This window comes from Pseudomonas sp. AK-TSAG1-1, assembly GCF_056821665.1.
Window position 1 is genome coordinate 4049638 of sequence record NZ_CM165965.1, and the last position, 18030, is coordinate 4067667.

Consider the following 18030-nt stretch of genomic DNA (forward strand, 5'->3'; position numbering starts at 1 on the left):
AGGAATTTAAATATGGAGATTTAATTCATGACTGCTCAAGAACATCTTGTAGGTGGATGGACTCCCTATCACAAACTGACCCCTAAGGACCAGGAGGTCTTCAAAGAAGCTTTGGCGGGTTTTGTAGGTGTGAACTACACCCCCGAAGAGGTTTCGAGCCAAGTAGTCAACGGCACAAACTACCGCTACAAGTCGAAAGCGACGCTGCCAGGCTCGCCAAGTAGCTGGCAGGCGATCGTTGAAATCTACGCTCCTATCAATGGCAAGCCGCACATTACTCAGATCCATCGGATCTAAAAAAAGCGCCAATCTTCGGGCCTTCGCAACCTAAGGCCCGAAGATTAATAACGTCACCCTGAGTACCTGCTCTCCCAATCCCGCCCTCAGACTCCCCACTCTCTCGATCTAATATCGCCCCAGCGTAGCGGACGAGCTGCCTCCATTCAGCACCTGTTATGAGCCCTCGCACTTCCATTGCGTCAGCCATCTTCAGCAGATTGTCGTACTGTTCTTCAACCGACATCTGAGTTTCAGGCTCTCTCGCGAGCTGTAGCCATGCGGCGAGCGCCTTATTCTTTTTGTCCAAGTACATGACCGGTGCCTTTTTGTAGTTCTTAACCGTTGAGCACAGGGGTGCGTGCTCAGCATTCCAACAGCTGACGCACATGTAAAACAAAGCGCGCAGAAAAGACAGACCCTGTGATCGGGTTCTTATTTCTGCCAGTCCCTGATCGGATCTGCGACCCAAATCCTATCCGCAGGAGAAAGCACCGATGCTCGACCGGTTAAATCTAACGAGCCCGCCAAGCGCGGGATTTTTGCGACCAGAAATACGGGAGAATCAAATTTATGGGAATGCCCATTGACACAAAATATGGGATTACCTATATTTGGCTCATCGCAGCGACACACAGCCACTGCGAAGGGCCTAAAGAGACCCGCCGCTCTTTAACAGTCAGGAATCTTCGCGGATCGATCCCCGGAAACGGGCACAGCGCGAAACACAAACTTCGATCCCCATGCAGGCTCTGGAACCTGCCGGACTTCCCATATGGGAGGACGCCAAACCATGCAAGCCAGCCGGCGAAGAACACCGAACACGAAATGTGTGACGCAGGCCAGGTGGGGAAACCGCGGCGCCGCGCATGGAATGGAAAACAGATTTCACTGGCTGGCCTTGGCGACAGGGCCAGACGGGAAATCAACCGATCAAGCACGGAGCATCAAATGAGCGAACAAACACTTCAAGCGCTGCTCGCCGAGCGCGTCACTGCTTTTGCAAACAGCGACAAGCCAGTCGAAATCATCGACGAGCACGTCAAGCAGATGTTCACGAACGTGGTCGACAACTGCTTCGGCCGTTATGGCGACATGGGTAAGCAGGTCGAAGAAGCAATCAAGGCCGCGCTTCCAGCTAATTTGACCGAAATCTTTGAGCTGACTCGCTACAACGCAATGATCGCTGCTGCTTTGAAGGAAAAGTGGGAAAACAGCGGCGTCGAAGCCGACATGGTGCGCCTGTCGCAGAAACAGATCGACGAGGTGCTGAACAAAGATGCGATGCCGGAAGTGATCAGCCTGCAGGAGTTGCTGGAAGCCTTCGTCGAAGACCACAAAGAGTCGGCAGCCGAAGAGCACTGGGAAGCTCCGGACATTCGTTTCCAGCCATCCGACTACGGCGGCATGCACATCTACTTCGACAAGGAACCGAAGGGTCACGGGGCTTCGACCTACTCCCGACGCTCCGAGCACAGTGAATACATGCTCGGCAACGCGATCCATATCAGTTTCGACCGTTATGGGAAGGACCGAAACGAAAAGGGTCATGAAGTCGGATCGGTATACGCCGCCAAAATCGACAACGAGAAGATCAGCCAAACCCTGAAATTCCGCTCTCCATTCGAAAAGATGGTCGCTGCACTCTACTTCGGTAAATCCAAAATCATCGTCGATTGCGATGAGGACGAGTTCAGCTACGGCATCTACGACTGACCAACCAGCGCCACGACAGCCTGTCGTTAACTGCCCGATCCTCTCTTTGAGAGCGCATCGGGGTGTGATCTGAGGCCAAGCCTCGGGCGGCGGATGTGCCAACAGGTAGCCTTCAGGGCTGCCCCATCCGCTCAATGCCGGTTGAGCCCCGGACAGATCAAACCCCGATGCGGACGAAGCTGCGGCCTATAACCGCCCACCTGCATGCAGCACCAACTGAGAACGGCGAGCGTCCGCCAAGATGCCAACGGCGCGCATTGGAGGATGACCATCATGAAATAGATGAGCTGCTCTACCTCGAGCGGCGCGGCAAGCCTGAAGGCCTACGCCCATCACTCATACAGGCAGCGGACAGTAGGCCGTCGATGTTACCGCGCATCGGCCGAATGCGGTAGGCCACCCCACGCACGTCGACAATTTGATGCTGCAAACCCAGATCGACGCCAGTAGCGGGTCTGGGTGCTTTGCATATCAATCAGGTAGAAAAATTGAATTAGCCAGTTGCCCGCCCGGTCAAGAATTATGAACGCAGAAAATCTGACGAGGTGACAGCAATGACTATCCAAGCAGAGACACTCGTACAACTGACCGAAGCGCTCCAAGAGCGCGGAATGAATCTGGTTTCAGATGTTCACTTCACCCGCGCGCCATACCGGCAAAATCATCGCTGGATTTGCATCGTAGAGTAACCATGCTCGTTGCCGGCGGCTCGGACTAAGACTCCACCGCCGGCCCCACTAAACCGCTACACCGTTATCCCTCCCTACACCCTCCAACACCACCCGAATGCACTCCCCTCCGCGCCCAACGGCAACCAGCGGAGCGAACGAGTGCATCCGAGTTTTGTTGGATCAACACCCCGCCACTCTGGAGGCGCCCATGTCAGCTTTGCGCAAGCACATCCCGGAAGACGACTTTCTCGACACGGAGGCAGGTCAGGAATGGCTGACCGAGTCAGTCGACGATTTGCTTTATCGACGCCACGTCGAGGCTCCAAATCCGGTAGGTCGCAGCAAGGTCTTGGTCAACGCTGACCACTTACCGGAAGCGTTGGCGGATCATATGGCTGCGAATCCGGATCCCGATCGGTACATCGAGAAGATTTTGATCGAACTGATCTGTCGCGGGGATGGCGGTGTACTGCACAAGTGGGCCATTGAAGCCGTCGGCGGTGATCCGCAGATCGTTCGGTCCCTCGCCAACGACCTGGTCGCGGTGCACGCCAACGAATACCGAGATGCCAAGCGTGAAAGCGATCGCGTAGAGCAGGAGTGCGGGTTTTGAGCCCTCACATCCTGATCGACCAAGCCCTTGATGGTGTGTCAGCGCCCGCCGGCGAAGAAGGCATCAGCCTGCTAGTGCAGGGCCTGATCACCCGCCTCTTCACTGACGGCGCGATCACCATCGACGAGTTCAACCACTACTGCAAACGCCTGCGTGACAACTGTCAGCGGCGCAAGGAGGACGCATGAGTACGGCACCGGACAAATCGCTCATCGACGAGCAGCTCGAGGACATCGAACACAAGATCGCCCTGCTCGGCTTCGGCCTTCCCTTTAACGAGGTCATCGGTCGCAAGCGCGAGGACCTGGTCGCGAGTCTCCCGCAGCGCCTGTCTGTGACCATGAAAGGCGGCCGCATCGCCGCGAGGGTTAGGTCGTGAGCTTTTATGAAGACAGCGTGGCTGACGGAAGCCACTGCATGAGCTGCTGCCAGCTCATTGGCGAGGATGTCGGATATCCACGGGCTTGCCGGAATTGCGGCGGCGAAGGCAGCGAGCCGAACGCCGAGGGACATAAAAAGCGAATGAAGGCTGAGGCCATGCAGCGCTTTGACGTCTGGCTGGCTCGTACCGGCCTCGCCCACAAGAGACACAACAATGGCTATCACGTCGTGTTGACGCTTCCGGACGGTCGCATGATCGACTGCTGGCCAAGCACGAAAAAGTGGCAGCTTCGCGGGCAGCGCATCAGCCGAGACGGAAAAGCGCTTCATGAGCTGGTGCTACAGCAACTGAGGCCGTGGTCGTGACCGGCCGCCAATGGGCGCGTCGCCTGATCATCTGGCGCGGCGCGCTCTCTTCCCTCGGCGTTTTCACCTTCCTGATGCTGCTCAGCGCCCTCGCCGACCGCGTCACTCAATAAACCAAGCATTCAAACGCTGCGCACCGCGCGGCAAGGATTCCTCATGTCCACGAATACGCGGATCTGGGATCAGGTCAATACGACCGATCCGAGTGCGACAAAGAACTTTACCGGTATGGGCGGCTTCAAGGGTACGGCCATCAAGCCGACCTACCTGATGCGCAAAGCCACCGAAGTGTTCGGCCCATGCGGTGAAGGTTGGGGCTGGACCATCCTTGAAGAACGATTCGACGAAGGTGGCCCGCTGCAAGCCCCGACCAAGGAATGGCCGACCGCGCCACTGATCAACGCGAAAGTCCACACCGTGAGAATTGAGCTTTGGTACCAGGGCGAAGGCGGACAGAAATGCACGGTGACGCACTACGGGCACACGCCGTTTGTCCTCCTGCAGCAAGGCAAGATCATCACCGACTGGGAGGCGGCAAAGAAGTCGCTCACAGATGCCATCGGTAAATGCCTCCAGCCGCTCGGGTTCGCCGCGGACATCCACATGGGACTGTTCGATGACGCCGCATATGTCGAAACAGTTCGGGATGAGGTGGCACTGAACAAGGCAGAAGATCGGGTAGCGGAAGAAGATCGTCAGAAGCAGGAACGGCTGGATTACATCAAATCGGTCATCGACACCATGGCTGGCGCCCAGTCCGCCCAGGAACTGAAGAAGATCCACGACGTCGCCGTACGCAAGCTGACCATTCGAAAGGACACCAGAGGTGCCGAGCGCATTTCACTGGAGTGGAAGCGCATCACCGAAGCCACTGAGCGGGAGAACGCAGCATGACTCAACTTTACGCACTGACCGGCAAGCTCGCCGAACTTCAGGGAATGGCCGACACCGATGATGAGGGCCTGAAAGAGGCCCTGCAGCACGCCATGGATGAGATTCAAGGCGAGTTCGAAGTGAAGGCCGACAACATTGTCATGCTGCGCCGGAACATCGAGAGCGATATCGACGCTATCGACAAAGAGGTCGAGCGCCTCAACGAACTGAAACGCGTGAAGAAAAACAGCATTTCCCAGATCAGTGATTACCTGCGCCGGAACATGGAAGCCGCGGCGATCAAGTCAATCAAGCGACCGCTGTTCACAATCACACTGGCCCTGGCGCCCGAAAAGGTGATCGTCGACAAGGAAGATGAGATTCCTGATGACTTCATCGAAACGAAGACTGTGTTCGCCCCTGACAAAAAGTCGATTGCGTCGAAGCTCAAGGAAATCCGTGATCACAACGACGCGGTGCGCAAGCGCATCGAAGCCGGCGAAGACGCGGAACATGAACTGCTACCGGAACCGGTCTGGGCTCACCTTGAGCGCGGCGAAAGCTCGATCCGGATCAAGTGAGGCCAACATGATCAGCAATCATCTCAACGACGTCGTGCGGCGGCGTCAGGACGCAAACGACCTTTCCGCTCAAATTGCCCAGTACCTAGGCGCTGGCGGAAAGATCGACGTGCCAGAACCGGCGCCGATCAAGTTCACCAGCACCTCCGAGGGGAAGCATCCGCCAAGTTTCCATCGACCGAAAGTGAAGGATGAGACAACCGCTCGCGTTGCGCGAATCCGAGAAATGGCAAAGACGCTGACCAGGAACGAGATCTGCGAGCGGGAAGGAACTGCGCTAGCCACGCTGAAAGCAATCGCGTCCAAGCACGCCATCAAGTTCCAGGTTCGGCAGAAGACCGGCACGGCGCCGAACAAGGCGCCGCCCGATCTGGAAGCGCGATTGGTCGCGCGGATCAAAGACTACATCGCCGGCGGCATGAACCGGAGCCAATGCTGCAAAGCTCTGGCTATCAGCTACAACATGCTCAACCGGATCATCCGGGACAACGAGATCGATTTCCCAAAGCTGAAACCTGCATTTCGATGAGAAGAACCATCAACCGGGCGGCCACGCGCCGCCGACAGACCTGGCTGGACTTGCCGGCCAGCGGAATTGAAGAGGTAGGCCATGGCCGAAGTACAGGAGCCGACGAAGGAATCGATCAAGCAGAAGAAAAAGCGCGAGAAGGCGGCAGCGAAAGATGCTGCATTGGGCGTCGAGAAGTTTACGGTTGAAGTGGCCGGCGTGTTCAAGCCTGACCTGAAGCGCTTGATGAAAGAACACGGGTTCAACAATCAGCAGGAGGTTTATCAGAACCTGTTGCGCAACGTGATCGCCGCGGATTTTGAAACGGCGGCGGTGATGCTCAGGAGTGTCACGACACCTTTTATTATTGTTGAAAAGGTGTCGCAGGAGTTTCGCAATGAAAGCTTGCGAATCCTGCACGACTCACCAGGTGAGCCAGAGGACGAGATTATTTGCCCGCTATTGCTTTGAACTGATCCCAGGCACCTATCAGCTCTTTCCGAGCATCGGCGACATGAGGGTGATCCAGCTCCACGAACTTGCTGTGACGCTGAATAATCTCTCGGGACTCTTGGTGCAATGTTTCGTGGTCAATACCAAGTTTATCGGCTGCAGCAAACGCCGCCACAAGCGCCTGTTCCAATGCAATTTCACGATCAGTCGCCATTTTCGCACTCCCTTCGGCCTCATGCCGAACGGAAAACATAACCGAATTGACACGATCGTGCCATGAAACTATGCCACCACCGGTCACCGAGGGTGACGCCCGGTGCCAGGTGATGGTAGCAGCGCGAGACGAACCATCACCGGGCGCACCAGCGCCGCCGACAGGCCTGGCTGGACTTGTCTGCCAGCGGAATTGAAGAAGTAGGCCACGGCCGAGAGCAACGCGGAACGGTCAGAGAAGGCCGCGGCGAAGAGGAAGAGTCGCGGCGAAGTAGAGGTTCGGTTCCACACCCTGCCCGCTACGCGCCAAGCCCTTGCTGAGCTTATGGCTTGGAGCGGCATCGAGGAACCGGGTGAGGCGATCACGCTGATGATTCACCACCTGCACCGGCTCGGACCGGGCGGCGCGCTTCCACTGCTTGAGCCCCCGCCGCGACACGAATACGTAATACCCGAAAACGTGTCGCGGAAATTGCAGCTGGCCTATCAGCGTGAAGCCCTTCGGATAGAGCGGGATTGATCAGAGCTTTTTCCGTGCGATGAAAGCATCGGCATGAGCATTCATGTGTAGCCGAGCATGCTCTTCGTTATCCCACGGACCTGAATGCTCTTCTTCGATCCTACCATCGGCGGCTCAACGGCTACATCCAACCGGCCGATCCAGGCAATGGTTGGTGGCCCGACACGCTGTGGCCCGAAAGATATTTTCACTTTCGGTGCATGTTCTGGATATTCGTAGGATTCCCAATACGCCATATCGCTCTCCTTGATCCGGCCCGATGCCGGGCCGAACACAAATTCCCCACTTCTACGAATCACGCCAGCCACGCTCTACAGCAAGAGCGACTCTGAATAATCGCCGATCGTCTCTGTATAAGTCGCCAAGTCAACTATCTGCCGTAAGCAGATAACGATGTCCAGTTTCTGCTGATCGTCTGGAAGACCAATCCACTTGAGCATCATTCGAGCGTCTTCCTCGATAGCCGCAAGTGCGTCGATATCACTTTGCAGTCTCATTTCGGCCTCCTGCCAGACTGAAACCCACTAAGACAAATAGCCTAGAAAACTAAATAACGCCAGCCGGCGAGGATCCCCTATGTCCGCACAACAGAAATTGCCTCAGTTCATCCATTGTCAGCCGAGCATGGGCCTGCCGTTCGAAAAGGAACTGGTGATTGACCTGTTCGCTGGCGGCGGTGGCGCCAGCACCGGCATCGCCCGGGCATACCGGGAGCCGGACGTGGCGGTAAACCACAATCCAATCGCCCTGGCTGTGCACCGCGCCAACCACCCCACGACAGCGCACTACGTCGCGGACGTTTTTGAGGTGGAGCCTCGCGAGGCCACTGGCGGTCAGCCAGTCGCGATCATCTGGGCATCGCCAGACTGCCGCCATCACAGCAAGGCAAAGGGCGGCGCGCCGCGTGATCGTGGTGTTCGCGGGCTGGCTTGGGTGGTGATCCGCTGGCTGTACGTCACGAAGTCGCGCCTGCTCTTCCTCGAAAACGTTGAAGAATTCTGCGACTGGGGTCCGATCGACGATGACGGACAGCCGATCAAGTCTGAACGGGGTCGCACCTTCAAGGCGTTCATTGCCGCGATCAGCACCGGATTGCCCGCTGATCATCCGGACATGCGGGAGATCATCGAGGCGATCGGAGAGTTCGTGCCGGTGGAGGCTTTGGTGCGAGGTCTTGGCTACAACGCTGAGTGGCGGGAGCGGATCGCGGCGAATGCCGGAACCCCGACCATCCGCAAGCGCCTTTATCTGGTGGCGCGCCGGGACGGGAAGCCAATTGTCTGGCCAGCGCCAAAGCGCCACAAGCGGCCAGCGGCGAAACAACTGCCGTGGCGCTCGGCGGCAGAGTGCATCGACTGGAGCAACCTCGGTCGCACGATCTTCCGCGACAAACCGATGGCTGAGAACACCATGCGCCGAGTCGCCAAGGGCTGCTGGCGGCACGTGTTGACCAGCGCGAAGCCTTTCATTGTCCCTATGCGGGGCACCTCATCGGCGCACACCTGCACGCACGGTACCGACGAAGCGCTTTCCACAATCAGTGCGGGCGGCACCCATCACGCACTGGTTCAGCCGGTTGCATCCCCCTTCCTCACCGAGTGCGCCAACGGATCAGCACAGCGCAACTTCGACGTGCAGGAGCCGCTGCGCACGCAGGTTGCCCAGGTCAAAGGCGGACACTTCGCGATGGCGGCTGCGCACATGACCGCGTTCGGGCAGAACGCAGCGGGCAGCTCGCCTGACGATCCAACTCAGACAGTTCTGGCCGGCGCCGCGCGTCACGGCATCGTCACTGCGTTTTTCGAGCAAGCGAATGGCGGCTTCTACAAAGGCGATGGCCGATCGGCTTACGATCCGATATCGACCATCTGCCAGTCCGGCGCCAACCAGCGGCTGGTGAGCGCTTACCTGGTGAAGTACTACGGCAACGAGAAGGATGGCATTTCGCTTCATGAGCCGATGCACACGCTACCGACGAAAGATCGCGTGGCGGTTGTCGAGACGGTTCAGGTGCCCGACACGCTAACTCCTGAGCAGATGGAAGGCGCCCGGCGCTGCGCTGCCTTCATGCACAAATACCTGCCGGAGCACTTCAAAGATCCGGGTGAAATGGTGATGGTCGGCGGCTACGTACTGATCGATATCACGCTGCGCATGCTGCAGCCGCCTGAGCTGAAAGCTGCTCAGGGCTTCGAAAAGGACTACATCATTGATCGCGGGCTATTCATCGATCCGTTAACCGGTGAGGAAGAGTGGCGAGAAATCAAGAAGGTCGACCAGGTGCGGCTGATCGGCAACAGCGTCTGTCCGGATGAAGCCGAGGATCTGGTCGCCGCCAACGCCGCAGACATCATCGAGCTTTATCAGCGCCTCGCAGCATAACCCACCCTCCACCGCCCGGGCATGCCCCGGCATAGGACGCCCCATGCCCACAGAAAAGATGAAGGCCTATCACGTCGGTGAAGGCTCCGAAGGTGAACATGTCATTACCTTCGCAACCAACAGCGCCACGGCGCGTCGCGAGGGCGGTAACGAGCTGAACCTGACCTTCGAAGAGGTTGAATTCTGCCGGCGCGCACCTTGGGCTGACGAGTTTGCCGGTCAGCGGTTCATCCCGGCCAGGGCATACCACGCCAATGGCTGGTGGCTGCACTGCAACAACTGCGAGAACCCGCTGTACGAGGACGAGGAAGACGATGACGGCAACCCGCTCACGATCATCTACAACGGCCGGCACGCTTACTGCGATCAGGACTGCAAAGAATCGCGCGACAAGCTGATCGCCGATGCGAATGCCAAGGGCGAAGCCTTCAAGGCGAAGGTGCTGGCCGAACGTCCGGACCTCACTTTCGACAACTTCAAAATAGGCTATCCGTGGGTTGTCATGTCCGGCACGTTCAAATTTCCGGGCTGCCAGTTCGGTGGGTCGGTCTACGACCAGGAGGACAGCGGCGATCTGACCTGGTACGTGGCCCAAGGCGACAAGGCGGCTTGGGACATTTACCAGCAGGAACGAACGACATGACCGAGACTTTTTGAGCGCGAGCCGCTCCCAAGGGAATCGCGGCCGGGAGGGCTTTAAGATTTTTTCTCGGAGACATTTAGAAATGAGTTCCACGCAAGATACGCCTCGTGGTGCCTTTCAGTGGCTATTTCCCACTCATCCCCTGAAGTTTTGCGGGCTGTGACAAGCATCATCATTCCGGTAGTAGCTGCATCCAACTCAAGCAGCAATTTGTAAGATTCAAGTCTGAAGTCGTCAACAGCTTTCATAGTTTTATCCTCGAGTAGTAAGCACTACGAGACGAAGTGCGAATACCCTCGAGTGGTTGATTGCTGAAAATGGGAATGATTCAGTTATTCTTTCGCCTATACGAATCGATCAGGCAGCTTTATAGGCGTAAAACACAAATAGTCTATTTAGCTTGACGCGATCCCTGACGAGGGAGTGATTCCGCCCCCGAAAACGGAGTAGTATTTTCAATTCTCTCAGCAAATTCTCTCGCTTGCTCAATCCCCCACTGCATGGCCTGAGTCATCGTCTCTCCGGGACGAGACAGATATGCATCCTCGAAAAGCATCGAGCCTTGTTCTCCGTAGACGCCTACAAACAGCTGCGTTTCGCTTTTCCGGGAGAGTCGAACATGAATGTCGATGAGCAAGCCATTTTTTAGTCTTTCTTCGTGTTGGCGGCAATGCAGGTCGGAGTCGGTCCAATCCCAAAATTTTTTGCCACGCTGGCTCATTTAAGTTAATCCAAAAAATAAAAATGGAGTATGCCGCAAGCGCCTCGCGTTCACGAAATAACATTTCAGTATCTCAGTTCATTGCTTTACTCCCTCCCCTCAAAGTCAGCCGCTATAGCGGCAAGGACGAAGTCATGCCTAGAAAAAACCACCTGATCGTCGACTCAGGATGCACTCAGGATAATGAGCGCTGGGCGCTCTCCGCATGCGGACTGAATGAAGAAACCGAAAAGCAGTGGGACGGCACCCACAACCGGGACTTTGTAAGCTGCAAACAGTGTCAGGCGAAAATGCCCAAGCCGCGGGCGGCGCCGGAGCCTTTCCACAAAGAGCGACCCATCCTTTTCAACGGAGCGATGGTTCGCGCAATCCTGTCCGGGCAAAAGACGGTCACGCGCCGCCCCATCAAAGGGAATCAGATCCCGAGCCGCAGCACATCCGATTTCCCTGAACATCAGTGGATCGCCGTAGTTCAAGACCATCCACGTTGGGGTTTCGCTGCATTCGGTGCGTCTGAGGAAAAATGCGCGGCGGAGCTGGCCATGTACGGTGGCTGCCCGTACGGACGGCAAGGCGATCGGCTGTGGGTGCGCGAGACGACAGAAGCGGACGAGGACCGCAGCGACACCGTGGTTCTTTCGCGATATGCCGCTGACCGGGCGCCAGTGCTGTACGCAGGTAGCGAAGACCCTGAATACAACGGTTCAGTGGCCCACTGGGATTACCCGAGACGATCGCGGCCGAGCATCCACATGCCACGCTGGGCGTGCCGCATCCTGCTTGAGATCACCGACGTGCGCGTCGAGCGGTTGCACGCAATCACCGATCAACAATGCAAAGCAGAGGGTTGCGCCGGTGGGCACGGATCAATTCCGGGTTACATCTACAACGCCACGCCGCAGGAGCATTTCCGGCACATTTGGGAAAGCACGGGCGGCGACTATCACGCCAACCCTTGGGTCTGGTGCGTTTCTTTTCGGAGGGTTGAGTCATGATCTTCGCCCCGCTATACATGGCCTACCTAATCTACAAGGGGCCGTGGCGATGAATCCCTACCGAATAACTGGCCCGGCCCAGATCGGCATCAGCGGTGGTCGCACCAGCGGTCACATGGTCTACAAGATCCTCGAAGCACACGGCGGCACCCTCCCGCCGGACGTTCACCTGTTCTTCCAGAACACCGGCAAGGAGCGCGAGGAAACGCTGGTTTTCATCGATCAGATCGCCAAGCGCTGGAACGTGAAAATCGTTTGGATGGAGTGGTGCCGCGTCTACGGCCAGCCCGATGACGCGCCTTGGTACAAGCTGGTTGACTTCGAAACAGCCAGCCGCAACGGCGAGCCGTTCACCATGATGCTCGAGTATTACGCCGCGTACCGGAAGGCCGAAAAGAACCTGTCGCCGGTGCTGCCGAATTTCTCCAACAACATGTGCACCGCCTACCTGAAGATCAAGGTCGGCGAGAAGCACATGCGCTCATTGGGCTACGACGAGTGGGATTGCGTGATCGGCATCCGAAAGGATGAGCCCGGCCGGTACCACCGCATGATGGCCGCCAATGCAAAGGGTGGCACACGATGGGACAACGTTTGCCCATCCTATACTGCAGGCATCACGAAGGAAGACGTCGCCGCTTTCTGGCAGGGGCAGGACTTTGACCTGGGCATGGACTCGGACCTAGGCAATTGCGACCTGTGTTGGAAGAAAGGTGAGGACAAGTTGTTCAAGGCAATCCAGGCTGAGCCGGATCGGGTGATCTTCTGGTCTGGCGCTGAAGAACGCTTCAACCAGGTATTCCGAATGGACCGCCCGAAGACGCCCACCTGGCTTGGTATGCCGAGAACTACAAGGGCCAGATGGATGCGTTTGGCTATTCCGAAGACATCGACTGCTTCTGCGGCGACTAACCCCTCCCCCTACTCAACAGCCTGCCGGTGTACGGCGGGCGAGGTATTCGTATGTCCGCACTGAACCGCTTTCATGAAACAGCGAGCGATGCGCTGGAGAAGATCAGCGCCAGCTTGCCGACCGGCGCCAAACTCTGCCTGACAATCTACACCCCGGAAAAACCAGAACTCGACATCGTGCTGCAGGACAAAGAGCTCGACCTGAACGAGGTCGTTTCAACCCTGCGTCGACGCGGCCTGAGCATCGACGGCGACAACGCCTACAAGCGCGATCTGTGTGACGTGATCGTTGGGTCCTTGGCCGTCGGCGCACAGAACGGCTCCCCACCGCCTGCCGATCACTGGGCGCAGCGATTCTTCGATATCGGCCGCGAGGAGCGCGGACTGCACGAAGAGCTGGTCGGCGCGCTGAAACTAAACCGCGAGAACCTGCGCGCCTGTCAGGCAACGATCCACCTGGCCGGCGGCTTCGATCCTGCCTACGTGAATGACGCCCAAGCGGCCATGAAGATCGCCGACGCAGTTTTGGCCAAGGCCGGCGCATAACCCATCACCACCTTCTGCCGCCACGCGCGGCATGGAGCATCCCAATGAAAAAAGAGCTGATCAAGATCAGTGAATTCCAGCGCCGGCGCTGGGGTGAAAACGGAACACCACCCTGCCCCCAAGCGATCCGCAACTACATCCGCAACGGCCAGGTACCCGGCGAGCAGATCGGGAAACTCTGGTACGTTGATTGGACGGCGTTCAGCAGGTCAGACGGCAACGATCTGGTCGCGATGGTATTGAAAGGAGCTGCATGATGGTCCCACGGCCGCGCAACAAGGCGAACAAGAGCCTCCCGCAGAACCTGTACTTCGATTCGCGGCGCTCGACCTATCGCTACCGCCGGCCTACCGACGGTAAGTGGTTCCAGTTCGGCGCCGACCGAATCAAAGCGATCGATGCCGCGAAGCAGTTGAATCTGGAGTTCATGCGCGGCGCTGACCTCGTCGGCGCTGTGATGGGCAGCACGTCGGAATCGTTCGCCGATTTCCTGGACACATACGAGCGCTACGTGCTGCCACCACGGGAACTGGCAAAAGGGACCTTGGGCCTTTACGCCGTGCATTTCCGGCGCTTCCGGAAACAGTTCGAAGGCAAAGCAGTCGACCAAATCACGATCCGCATGATCGCCGAGATGCTGGACGCCCTCACGCCGCGCACTGCCAACCAGTGCCGCGCCCTGCTGATCGACATCTTCAACCACGCTGCGGCCAAAGGCCTTTGCCCAGACAACCCTGCGGCCAGCACCATCAACCGAATTGAGAAGAAGCAGCGCAAACGGCACACCGTCGAAGGCCTGAAAGCCATCCGGAAGAAGTCGCCGTTCTGGTTGCAGAATGCAATCGACCTCGCGCTGATCACCGCTCAGCGCCGGACGGACATCTTGAATATGCGATTCGATGGTGTTCGGGAAGGTTTTTTGTATGTGGTGCAGCAGAAGACGGCCAAGGCCAGTGACGCAGCGTGGATCCGGTTCAAAGTCACCGAGGAACTCCAAGCGGTGATCAGCCGGTGCCGGGATGACATCGTCTCACCTTACCTGATCCATCGGCGGCCGGACCGCAAAAAGCAGAAGCAGGCGCAGACGAAAGATCACTGGACTCAGGTCGAAGAGCGATATTTGACGCGAGCCTTCAAGGAGGCCCGGGAAGCTGCGGGTTGTTACAAGGGATGGAAGGAAGAGGAAATGCCAGGCTTCCATGAAGTGCGGGCGCTGTCGCTGCACCTATACCAGAGAGCCGGAAAGGACGGTCAGAAGATCGCCGGCCACGCCAGCGAAACCATGACCAAGAACTACCAGAAGGACCACGCCGAGATCGTCTGGTCGGAGGCGATTCCAGACCTCAATATCAGCGAAATCACGGGGTAGTTTTGCGCAAGTTTTGCGCGGGTTTTGCGCAGGCACAAAAAAGCCGATCTAGATGATCGGCTTAAGTATCTGATTTTACTCAGGAATAATGGTCGGGACGGAGTGATTCGAACACTCGACCCCTAGCACCCCATGCTAGTGCGCTACCGGACTGCGCTACGCCCCGACTGGTTTGAAATCTGCCCTTCGTCTCGAAGAGCGCTCAAGAATATATCGCAAGCTTTTGAAAACTGGAAGTATTTAAAAGCCGCTTTTTATTTCTTGAGCACCACCAGTACATCTTCAAGCTCGGCAATCATCTGGCGGATCATTTGCTTGTATTGGGTGGTGTCGTCTTTGGCTTCATCGCCGGACAAACGCAGGCGCGCGCCGCCGATGGTGAACCCCTGATCGTAAAGGAGCGCGCGGATCTGCCGGATCATCAGCACGTCCTGGCGCTGATAATACCGGCGGTTTCCGCGGCGTTTGACGGGGTTGAGTTGAGGAAACTCCTGCTCCCAGTAGCGCAGCACGTGTGGTTTTACCGCACACAGCTCGCTGACTTCACCAATGGTGAAGTAGCGTTTGCCCGGGATGACGGGTAGTTCGTCGTTATGACTTGGTTCCAGCATAAGCCTCAACTCGGGCCTTCAACTTCTGCCCTGGACGAAAGGTGACCACACGGCGAGCCGTGATCGGGATTTCTTCCCCCGTTTTCGGGTTGCGGCCAGGCCGCTGGCGTTTGTCCCGAAGGTCGAAATTGCCGAAACCCGACAATTTGACCTGCTCGTTGTCCTCAAGAGCGTGCCTGATTTCCTCGAAAAACAGTTCAACCAATTCCTTGGCTTCCCGCTTGTTCAGGCCCAGCTCTTCATACAGACGTTCCGCCATCTCAGCTTTCGTCAAAGCCCCCATACGTCACTTCCTTAACGTGGCGTTCAACCTTTGTTCGAGCGAGGTGAGGATATTTTGCGTCGTCGAATTCACCTCATCGTCATTAAGAGTGCGCGATGGATGCTGCCAGGTCAAGCCAACTGCAAGGCTTTTTCTATCAGGATCAATACCTTTACCCTGATACACGTCAAACAGCCTGAGATCCGTGAGCCATTCGCCTGCATTTTCACGGATTACGTCCAACACCGCCGAGGCCGCGACGTCTTTGTGCGCAATCAGTGCAAGGTCACGACGCACTTCAGGAAAGCGCGACAACTCGTGGAATTTCGGCATTTTACCGAGCGCCACTTCAGCCAGAACCAGCTCGAAAACGAAGACCGGACGATCCAGCCCCAAGGCTTTGGACAATTCCGGGTGGATCGCGCCGATAAAGCCGACTTCACGGCCTTCGCGTTCGATGCGCGCGGTTTGACCCGGGTGCAGCGCCGGGTGTTTGCCCGGGGCGAAAGTGAAGGTCTCCAGTGCACCAGCGAAGCCCAGCACCGCTTCAACATCAGCCTTGACGTCGAAGAAATCGACGGTGTCGCGACCTTGCGCCCAGCCTTCCGGCAGACGGCTGCCGCAAACCACACCGGACAGCATCGGCTCTTGCTTAAGGCCTTCCAACTGACCGACGAAGCGCAGACCGCTCTCGAACAGGCGCACGCGATCCTGTTGACGGTTCAGGTTGTGCTGCAGCGCCTTGACCAGACCCGGCCACAGCGAGGAACGCATGGCAGCCATGTCATTGGAGATCGGGTTGGCCAGCAACAGCGGCTCGACACCTGGATTGAACAGCTCGAACTGCTTCGGATCAATGAAGCTGTAAGTGATCGCTTCCTGGTAACCGCGAGCCACCAGCAGACGACGCAGTTCAGGCAGATCGCTACGTGCTTCAGCCTTGGCTTGTGGCGCCAGACGCGCTTGTGGGTAACGAACCGGCAGGCGGTTGTAGCCGTACAGACGCGCCAGTTCTTCGATCAGATCGACTTCCAGGCTGATGTCGAAGCGGTGGCTTGGTACTTCTACGCGCCACTGCCCGGCTCCGTCAGCGGAAATGTTCAGACCCAAGCCGCTGAGCAGACGCTCGACCTGCGCCGAATCCATTTCCATACCCAGCATCTGGGTGATGCGCTGCGCACGCAGGGTGATCGGCGCGATTGACGGCAGGTGCTGCTCGCTGACGGTCTCGATGATCGGGCCGGCTTCGCCACCCGTGATTTCCAGCAGCAGGCCAGTGGCGCGCTCCATGGCTTCACGGGCCAGCTGCCAGTCCACGCCGCGCTCGTAACGGTGCGATGCGTCGGTGTGCAAGCCATAGGAACGGGCTTTGCCAGCGACAGCGATCTGGTCGAAGAATGCGCTTTCCAGGAACACGTCGCGAGTGGTCGCGGACACGCCGCTGTGCTCGCCACCCATCACGCCGGCAATCGCCAGAGCGCGAGTATGGTCGGCAATCACTAGCGTATCGCTACGCAGGCTGACTTCCTGACCGTCGAGCAGTACCAGCTTCTCGCCCTCTTCCGCCATGCGTACGCGGATGCCGCCATTGATTTCGGCGAGATCGAAGGCGTGCAGCGGCTGGCCAAGTTCAAGCATCACGTAGTTGGTGATGTCGACGGCAGCGTCGATGCTGCGCACGTCGGCGCGGCGCAGACGCTCAACCATCCACAGCGGCGTCGGTTTGGACAGGTCAACGTTACGGACAACACGGCCCAGGTAACGCGGGCATGCCGCTGGAGCCAGCACTTCTACCGAGCGCACTTCATCGTGCACGGCAGGAATGGCCATGACCACCGGACGCGTGACCGGAGCGGCATACAGCGCGCCGACTTCACGGGCCAGACCGGCCAGGGACAGGCAGTCGCCGCGGTTCGGGGTCAGGTCGACCTCGATGCTGGCGTCTTCCAGATCCAGGTACACACGGAAATCTTCGCCCACCGGCGCATCGACCGGCAGTTCCATCAGACCGTCGTTGCCCTCGCCAACCTGCAACTCGGCTTGCGAGCAGAGCATGCCGTTGGACTCAACGCCACGCAGCTTGGCCTTCTTGATCTTGAAGTCGCCCGGCAACTCGGCACCGATCATGGCAAACGGAATCTTCAGGCCCGGACGCACGTTTGGCGCACCGCACACGACCTGGAAGGTTTCCGCGCCATTGCTCACCTGGCAAACGCGCAATTTGTCGGCATCAGGGTGTTGCTCGGTGCTCAGCACCTCACCCACCACCACGCCGCTGAATACACCGGCGGCCGGCGTAACGCTATCGACCTCAAGACCGGCCATCGACAGGCGAGCAACCAGCTCGTCGCGATTTACCTGCGGGCTAACCCAGCCACGCAGCCATTGTTCACTGAATTTCATCCTGCTCTCCTAAGA

The 18030-nt window shown here is 57.8% G+C and carries 25 protein-coding genes, 1 tRNA gene and 1 pseudogene; 18 read left to right on the forward strand and 9 right to left on the reverse strand.

Annotated features, from left to right (window positions below):
- The first annotated feature begins 27 nt into the window (after positions 1-27).
- The 10 genes from AC1UK9_RS18050 (at position 28) to AC1UK9_RS18095 (ending at position 6456) form a co-directional block, all read left to right on the forward strand.
- Positions 28-297, forward strand: a complete 270-nt coding sequence (locus tag AC1UK9_RS18050; RefSeq protein WP_025110118.1) for a hypothetical protein — start codon at positions 28-30, stop codon at positions 295-297.
- 552 nt (positions 298-849) lie between these two features.
- Complete coding sequence (locus tag AC1UK9_RS18055; RefSeq protein ID WP_482578205.1) at positions 850-1992, forward strand: hypothetical protein; 1143 nt, start codon at positions 850-852, stop codon at positions 1990-1992.
- Between the two features lie 879 nt (positions 1993-2871).
- Positions 2872-3276, forward strand: a complete 405-nt coding sequence (locus AC1UK9_RS18060; protein WP_482578206.1) for a hypothetical protein — start codon at positions 2872-2874, stop codon at positions 3274-3276.
- Positions 3273-3464, forward strand: a complete 192-nt coding sequence (locus AC1UK9_RS18065; protein ID WP_482578207.1) for a hypothetical protein — start codon at positions 3273-3275, stop codon at positions 3462-3464. The genes AC1UK9_RS18060 and AC1UK9_RS18065 overlap by 4 nt, the downstream gene beginning before the upstream one ends.
- Positions 3461-3655: a hypothetical protein gene (locus AC1UK9_RS18070; RefSeq protein WP_482578208.1), complete on the forward strand. Its 195-nt coding sequence runs from the start codon at positions 3461-3463 to the stop codon at positions 3653-3655. The genes AC1UK9_RS18065 and AC1UK9_RS18070 overlap by 4 nt, the downstream gene beginning before the upstream one ends.
- A complete protein-coding gene (locus tag AC1UK9_RS18075) occupies positions 3652-4023 on the forward strand; it encodes a hypothetical protein (RefSeq protein ID WP_232324042.1) in 372 nt (123 codons plus the stop codon). The genes AC1UK9_RS18070 and AC1UK9_RS18075 overlap by 4 nt, the downstream gene beginning before the upstream one ends.
- Before the next feature lie 156 nt (positions 4024-4179).
- A complete protein-coding gene (locus tag AC1UK9_RS18080; RefSeq protein WP_123588046.1) occupies positions 4180-4917 on the forward strand; it encodes a hypothetical protein in 738 nt (245 codons plus the stop codon).
- Positions 4914-5477, forward strand: a complete 564-nt coding sequence (locus AC1UK9_RS18085) for a siphovirus Gp157 family protein (protein WP_482578209.1) — start codon at positions 4914-4916, stop codon at positions 5475-5477. The genes AC1UK9_RS18080 and AC1UK9_RS18085 overlap by 4 nt, the downstream gene beginning before the upstream one ends.
- 7 nt (positions 5478-5484) lie before the next feature.
- On the forward strand, positions 5485-6006 hold the full coding sequence (locus tag AC1UK9_RS18090; RefSeq protein ID WP_482578210.1) for a hypothetical protein: 522 nt from the start codon (positions 5485-5487) through the stop codon (positions 6004-6006).
- Between the two features lie 81 nt (positions 6007-6087).
- Positions 6088-6456: a hypothetical protein gene (locus AC1UK9_RS18095; protein WP_482578211.1), complete on the forward strand. Its 369-nt coding sequence runs from the start codon at positions 6088-6090 to the stop codon at positions 6454-6456.
- Here the strand turns inward: AC1UK9_RS18095 and AC1UK9_RS18100 are convergent.
- Positions 6434-6652: a hypothetical protein gene (locus AC1UK9_RS18100; RefSeq protein ID WP_482578212.1), complete on the reverse strand. Its 219-nt coding sequence runs from the start codon at positions 6650-6652 to the stop codon at positions 6434-6436. The two genes, AC1UK9_RS18095 and AC1UK9_RS18100, sit on opposite strands and share 23 nt — an antisense overlap.
- Before the next feature lie 210 nt (positions 6653-6862).
- On the opposite strand from AC1UK9_RS18100, the pseudogene AC1UK9_RS18105 reads away from it, so the two are divergent.
- Positions 6863-7171 (forward strand): annotated as a pseudogene (locus AC1UK9_RS18105) (hypothetical protein); the annotation flags it as partial.
- 41 nt (positions 7172-7212) lie between these two features.
- On the opposite strand, the gene AC1UK9_RS18110 reads toward AC1UK9_RS18105, so the two are convergent.
- Both AC1UK9_RS18110 and AC1UK9_RS18115 read right to left on the reverse strand, forming a co-directional pair.
- Complete coding sequence (locus AC1UK9_RS18110; protein ID WP_482578213.1) at positions 7213-7407, reverse strand: hypothetical protein; 195 nt, start codon at positions 7405-7407, stop codon at positions 7213-7215.
- 75 nt (positions 7408-7482) lie between these two features.
- A complete protein-coding gene (locus tag AC1UK9_RS18115; protein WP_482578214.1) occupies positions 7483-7668 on the reverse strand; it encodes a hypothetical protein in 186 nt (61 codons plus the stop codon).
- A gap of 79 nt (positions 7669-7747) precedes the next feature.
- Between AC1UK9_RS18115 and AC1UK9_RS18120 the strand changes: the two genes are divergently transcribed.
- Positions 7748-9553, forward strand: a complete 1806-nt coding sequence (locus AC1UK9_RS18120) for a DNA cytosine methyltransferase (RefSeq protein ID WP_482578215.1) — start codon at positions 7748-7750, stop codon at positions 9551-9553.
- 43 nt (positions 9554-9596) lie between these two features.
- Positions 9597-10196: a hypothetical protein gene (locus tag AC1UK9_RS18125; protein ID WP_482578216.1), complete on the forward strand. Its 600-nt coding sequence runs from the start codon at positions 9597-9599 to the stop codon at positions 10194-10196.
- A gap of 53 nt (positions 10197-10249) precedes the next feature.
- Here AC1UK9_RS18125 and AC1UK9_RS18130 read toward each other — a convergent pair whose 3' ends face one another.
- Positions 10250-10444 carry a hypothetical protein gene (locus AC1UK9_RS18130; protein WP_482578217.1) on the reverse strand — a complete coding sequence of 65 codons (195 nt, stop codon included), beginning with the start codon at positions 10442-10444 and terminating at the stop codon, positions 10250-10252.
- A 143-nt stretch (positions 10445-10587) separates the two neighbouring features.
- Positions 10588-10917: a hypothetical protein gene (locus AC1UK9_RS18135; RefSeq protein WP_482578218.1), complete on the reverse strand. Its 330-nt coding sequence runs from the start codon at positions 10915-10917 to the stop codon at positions 10588-10590.
- A 134-nt stretch (positions 10918-11051) separates the two neighbouring features.
- Between AC1UK9_RS18135 and AC1UK9_RS18140 the strand changes: the two genes are divergently transcribed.
- The 5 genes from AC1UK9_RS18140 to AC1UK9_RS18160 are packed head-to-tail and all read left to right on the forward strand — an operon-like array spanning position 11052 to position 14739.
- On the forward strand, positions 11052-11912 hold the full coding sequence (locus AC1UK9_RS18140) for a hypothetical protein (protein ID WP_482580495.1): 861 nt from the start codon (positions 11052-11054) through the stop codon (positions 11910-11912).
- A gap of 49 nt (positions 11913-11961) precedes the next feature.
- Entirely contained in the window at positions 11962-12888 is a 927-nt protein-coding gene (locus AC1UK9_RS18145; protein ID WP_482578219.1) for an adenine nucleotide alpha hydrolase family protein, read from the forward strand.
- A complete protein-coding gene (locus AC1UK9_RS18150; RefSeq protein ID WP_482578220.1) occupies positions 12876-13370 on the forward strand; it encodes a hypothetical protein in 495 nt (164 codons plus the stop codon). Before AC1UK9_RS18145 ends, AC1UK9_RS18150 begins: the two co-directional genes overlap by 13 nt.
- A 44-nt stretch (positions 13371-13414) precedes the next feature.
- Positions 13415-13627, forward strand: a complete 213-nt coding sequence (locus AC1UK9_RS18155; protein ID WP_083368497.1) for a hypothetical protein — start codon at positions 13415-13417, stop codon at positions 13625-13627.
- Positions 13627-14739: a tyrosine-type recombinase/integrase gene (locus AC1UK9_RS18160; protein ID WP_482580496.1), complete on the forward strand. Its 1113-nt coding sequence runs from the start codon at positions 13627-13629 to the stop codon at positions 14737-14739. The genes AC1UK9_RS18155 and AC1UK9_RS18160 overlap by 1 nt, the downstream gene beginning before the upstream one ends.
- 89 nt (positions 14740-14828) lie before the next feature.
- Here the strand turns inward: AC1UK9_RS18160 and AC1UK9_RS18165 are convergent.
- The 4 genes from AC1UK9_RS18165 to pheT form a co-directional block, all read right to left on the reverse strand.
- Positions 14829-14905, reverse strand: a tRNA-Pro gene (locus AC1UK9_RS18165).
- Positions 14906-14993: 88 nt separating this feature from the next.
- Positions 14994-15350: a MerR family transcriptional regulator gene (locus AC1UK9_RS18170; protein WP_003179985.1), complete on the reverse strand. Its 357-nt coding sequence runs from the start codon at positions 15348-15350 to the stop codon at positions 14994-14996.
- Complete coding sequence (ihfA, locus tag AC1UK9_RS18175; protein WP_002553164.1) at positions 15331-15633, reverse strand: integration host factor subunit alpha; 303 nt, start codon at positions 15631-15633, stop codon at positions 15331-15333. The genes AC1UK9_RS18170 and ihfA overlap by 20 nt, the downstream gene beginning before the upstream one ends.
- Positions 15634-15636: 3 nt before the next feature.
- On the reverse strand, positions 15637-18015 hold the full coding sequence (gene pheT / locus AC1UK9_RS18180; RefSeq protein WP_473013006.1) for a phenylalanine--tRNA ligase subunit beta: 2379 nt from the start codon (positions 18013-18015) through the stop codon (positions 15637-15639).
- Positions 18016-18030 lie beyond the last annotated feature (15 nt).

What these genes read in the sequence shown, in the direction of transcription:
- AC1UK9_RS18110 (WP_482578213.1), bottom strand. Translation starts at nt 7,407, where the DNA reads ATGGCGTATTGGGAATCCTACGAATATCCAGAACATGCACCGAAAGTG.
- AC1UK9_RS18155 (WP_083368497.1), top strand. Translation starts at nt 13,415, where the DNA reads ATGAAAAAAGAGCTGATCAAGATCAGTGAATTCCAGCGCCGGCGCTGG.
- AC1UK9_RS18060 (WP_482578206.1), top strand. Translation starts at nt 2,872, where the DNA reads ATGTCAGCTTTGCGCAAGCACATCCCGGAAGACGACTTTCTCGACACG.
- AC1UK9_RS18050 (WP_025110118.1), top strand. Translation starts at nt 28, where the DNA reads ATGACTGCTCAAGAACATCTTGTAGGTGGATGGACTCCCTATCACAAA.
- AC1UK9_RS18130 (WP_482578217.1), bottom strand. Translation starts at nt 10,444, where the DNA reads ATGAAAGCTGTTGACGACTTCAGACTTGAATCTTACAAATTGCTGCTT.
- AC1UK9_RS18125 (WP_482578216.1), top strand. Translation starts at nt 9,597, where the DNA reads ATGCCCACAGAAAAGATGAAGGCCTATCACGTCGGTGAAGGCTCCGAA.
- AC1UK9_RS18115 (WP_482578214.1), bottom strand. Translation starts at nt 7,668, where the DNA reads ATGAGACTGCAAAGTGATATCGACGCACTTGCGGCTATCGAGGAAGAC.
- pheT (WP_473013006.1), bottom strand. Translation starts at nt 18,015, where the DNA reads ATGAAATTCAGTGAACAATGGCTGCGTGGCTGGGTTAGCCCGCAGGTA.
- AC1UK9_RS18150 (WP_482578220.1), top strand. Translation starts at nt 12,876, where the DNA reads ATGTCCGCACTGAACCGCTTTCATGAAACAGCGAGCGATGCGCTGGAG.
- AC1UK9_RS18070 (WP_482578208.1), top strand. Translation starts at nt 3,461, where the DNA reads ATGAGTACGGCACCGGACAAATCGCTCATCGACGAGCAGCTCGAGGAC.
- AC1UK9_RS18080 (WP_123588046.1), top strand. Translation starts at nt 4,180, where the DNA reads ATGTCCACGAATACGCGGATCTGGGATCAGGTCAATACGACCGATCCG.
- AC1UK9_RS18140 (WP_482580495.1), top strand. Translation starts at nt 11,052, where the DNA reads ATGCCTAGAAAAAACCACCTGATCGTCGACTCAGGATGCACTCAGGAT.
- AC1UK9_RS18135 (WP_482578218.1), bottom strand. Translation starts at nt 10,917, where the DNA reads ATGAGCCAGCGTGGCAAAAAATTTTGGGATTGGACCGACTCCGACCTG.
- AC1UK9_RS18160 (WP_482580496.1), top strand. Translation starts at nt 13,627, where the DNA reads ATGGTCCCACGGCCGCGCAACAAGGCGAACAAGAGCCTCCCGCAGAAC.
- ihfA (WP_002553164.1), bottom strand. Translation starts at nt 15,633, where the DNA reads ATGGGGGCTTTGACGAAAGCTGAGATGGCGGAACGTCTGTATGAAGAG.
- AC1UK9_RS18170 (WP_003179985.1), bottom strand. Translation starts at nt 15,350, where the DNA reads ATGCTGGAACCAAGTCATAACGACGAACTACCCGTCATCCCGGGCAAA.
- AC1UK9_RS18100 (WP_482578212.1), bottom strand. Translation starts at nt 6,652, where the DNA reads ATGGCGACTGATCGTGAAATTGCATTGGAACAGGCGCTTGTGGCGGCG.
- AC1UK9_RS18120 (WP_482578215.1), top strand. Translation starts at nt 7,748, where the DNA reads ATGTCCGCACAACAGAAATTGCCTCAGTTCATCCATTGTCAGCCGAGC.
- AC1UK9_RS18095 (WP_482578211.1), top strand. Translation starts at nt 6,088, where the DNA reads ATGGCCGAAGTACAGGAGCCGACGAAGGAATCGATCAAGCAGAAGAAA.
- AC1UK9_RS18085 (WP_482578209.1), top strand. Translation starts at nt 4,914, where the DNA reads ATGACTCAACTTTACGCACTGACCGGCAAGCTCGCCGAACTTCAGGGA.
- AC1UK9_RS18145 (WP_482578219.1), top strand. Translation starts at nt 11,962, where the DNA reads ATGAATCCCTACCGAATAACTGGCCCGGCCCAGATCGGCATCAGCGGT.
- AC1UK9_RS18055 (WP_482578205.1), top strand. Translation starts at nt 850, where the DNA reads ATGGGAATGCCCATTGACACAAAATATGGGATTACCTATATTTGGCTC.
- AC1UK9_RS18090 (WP_482578210.1), top strand. Translation starts at nt 5,485, where the DNA reads ATGATCAGCAATCATCTCAACGACGTCGTGCGGCGGCGTCAGGACGCA.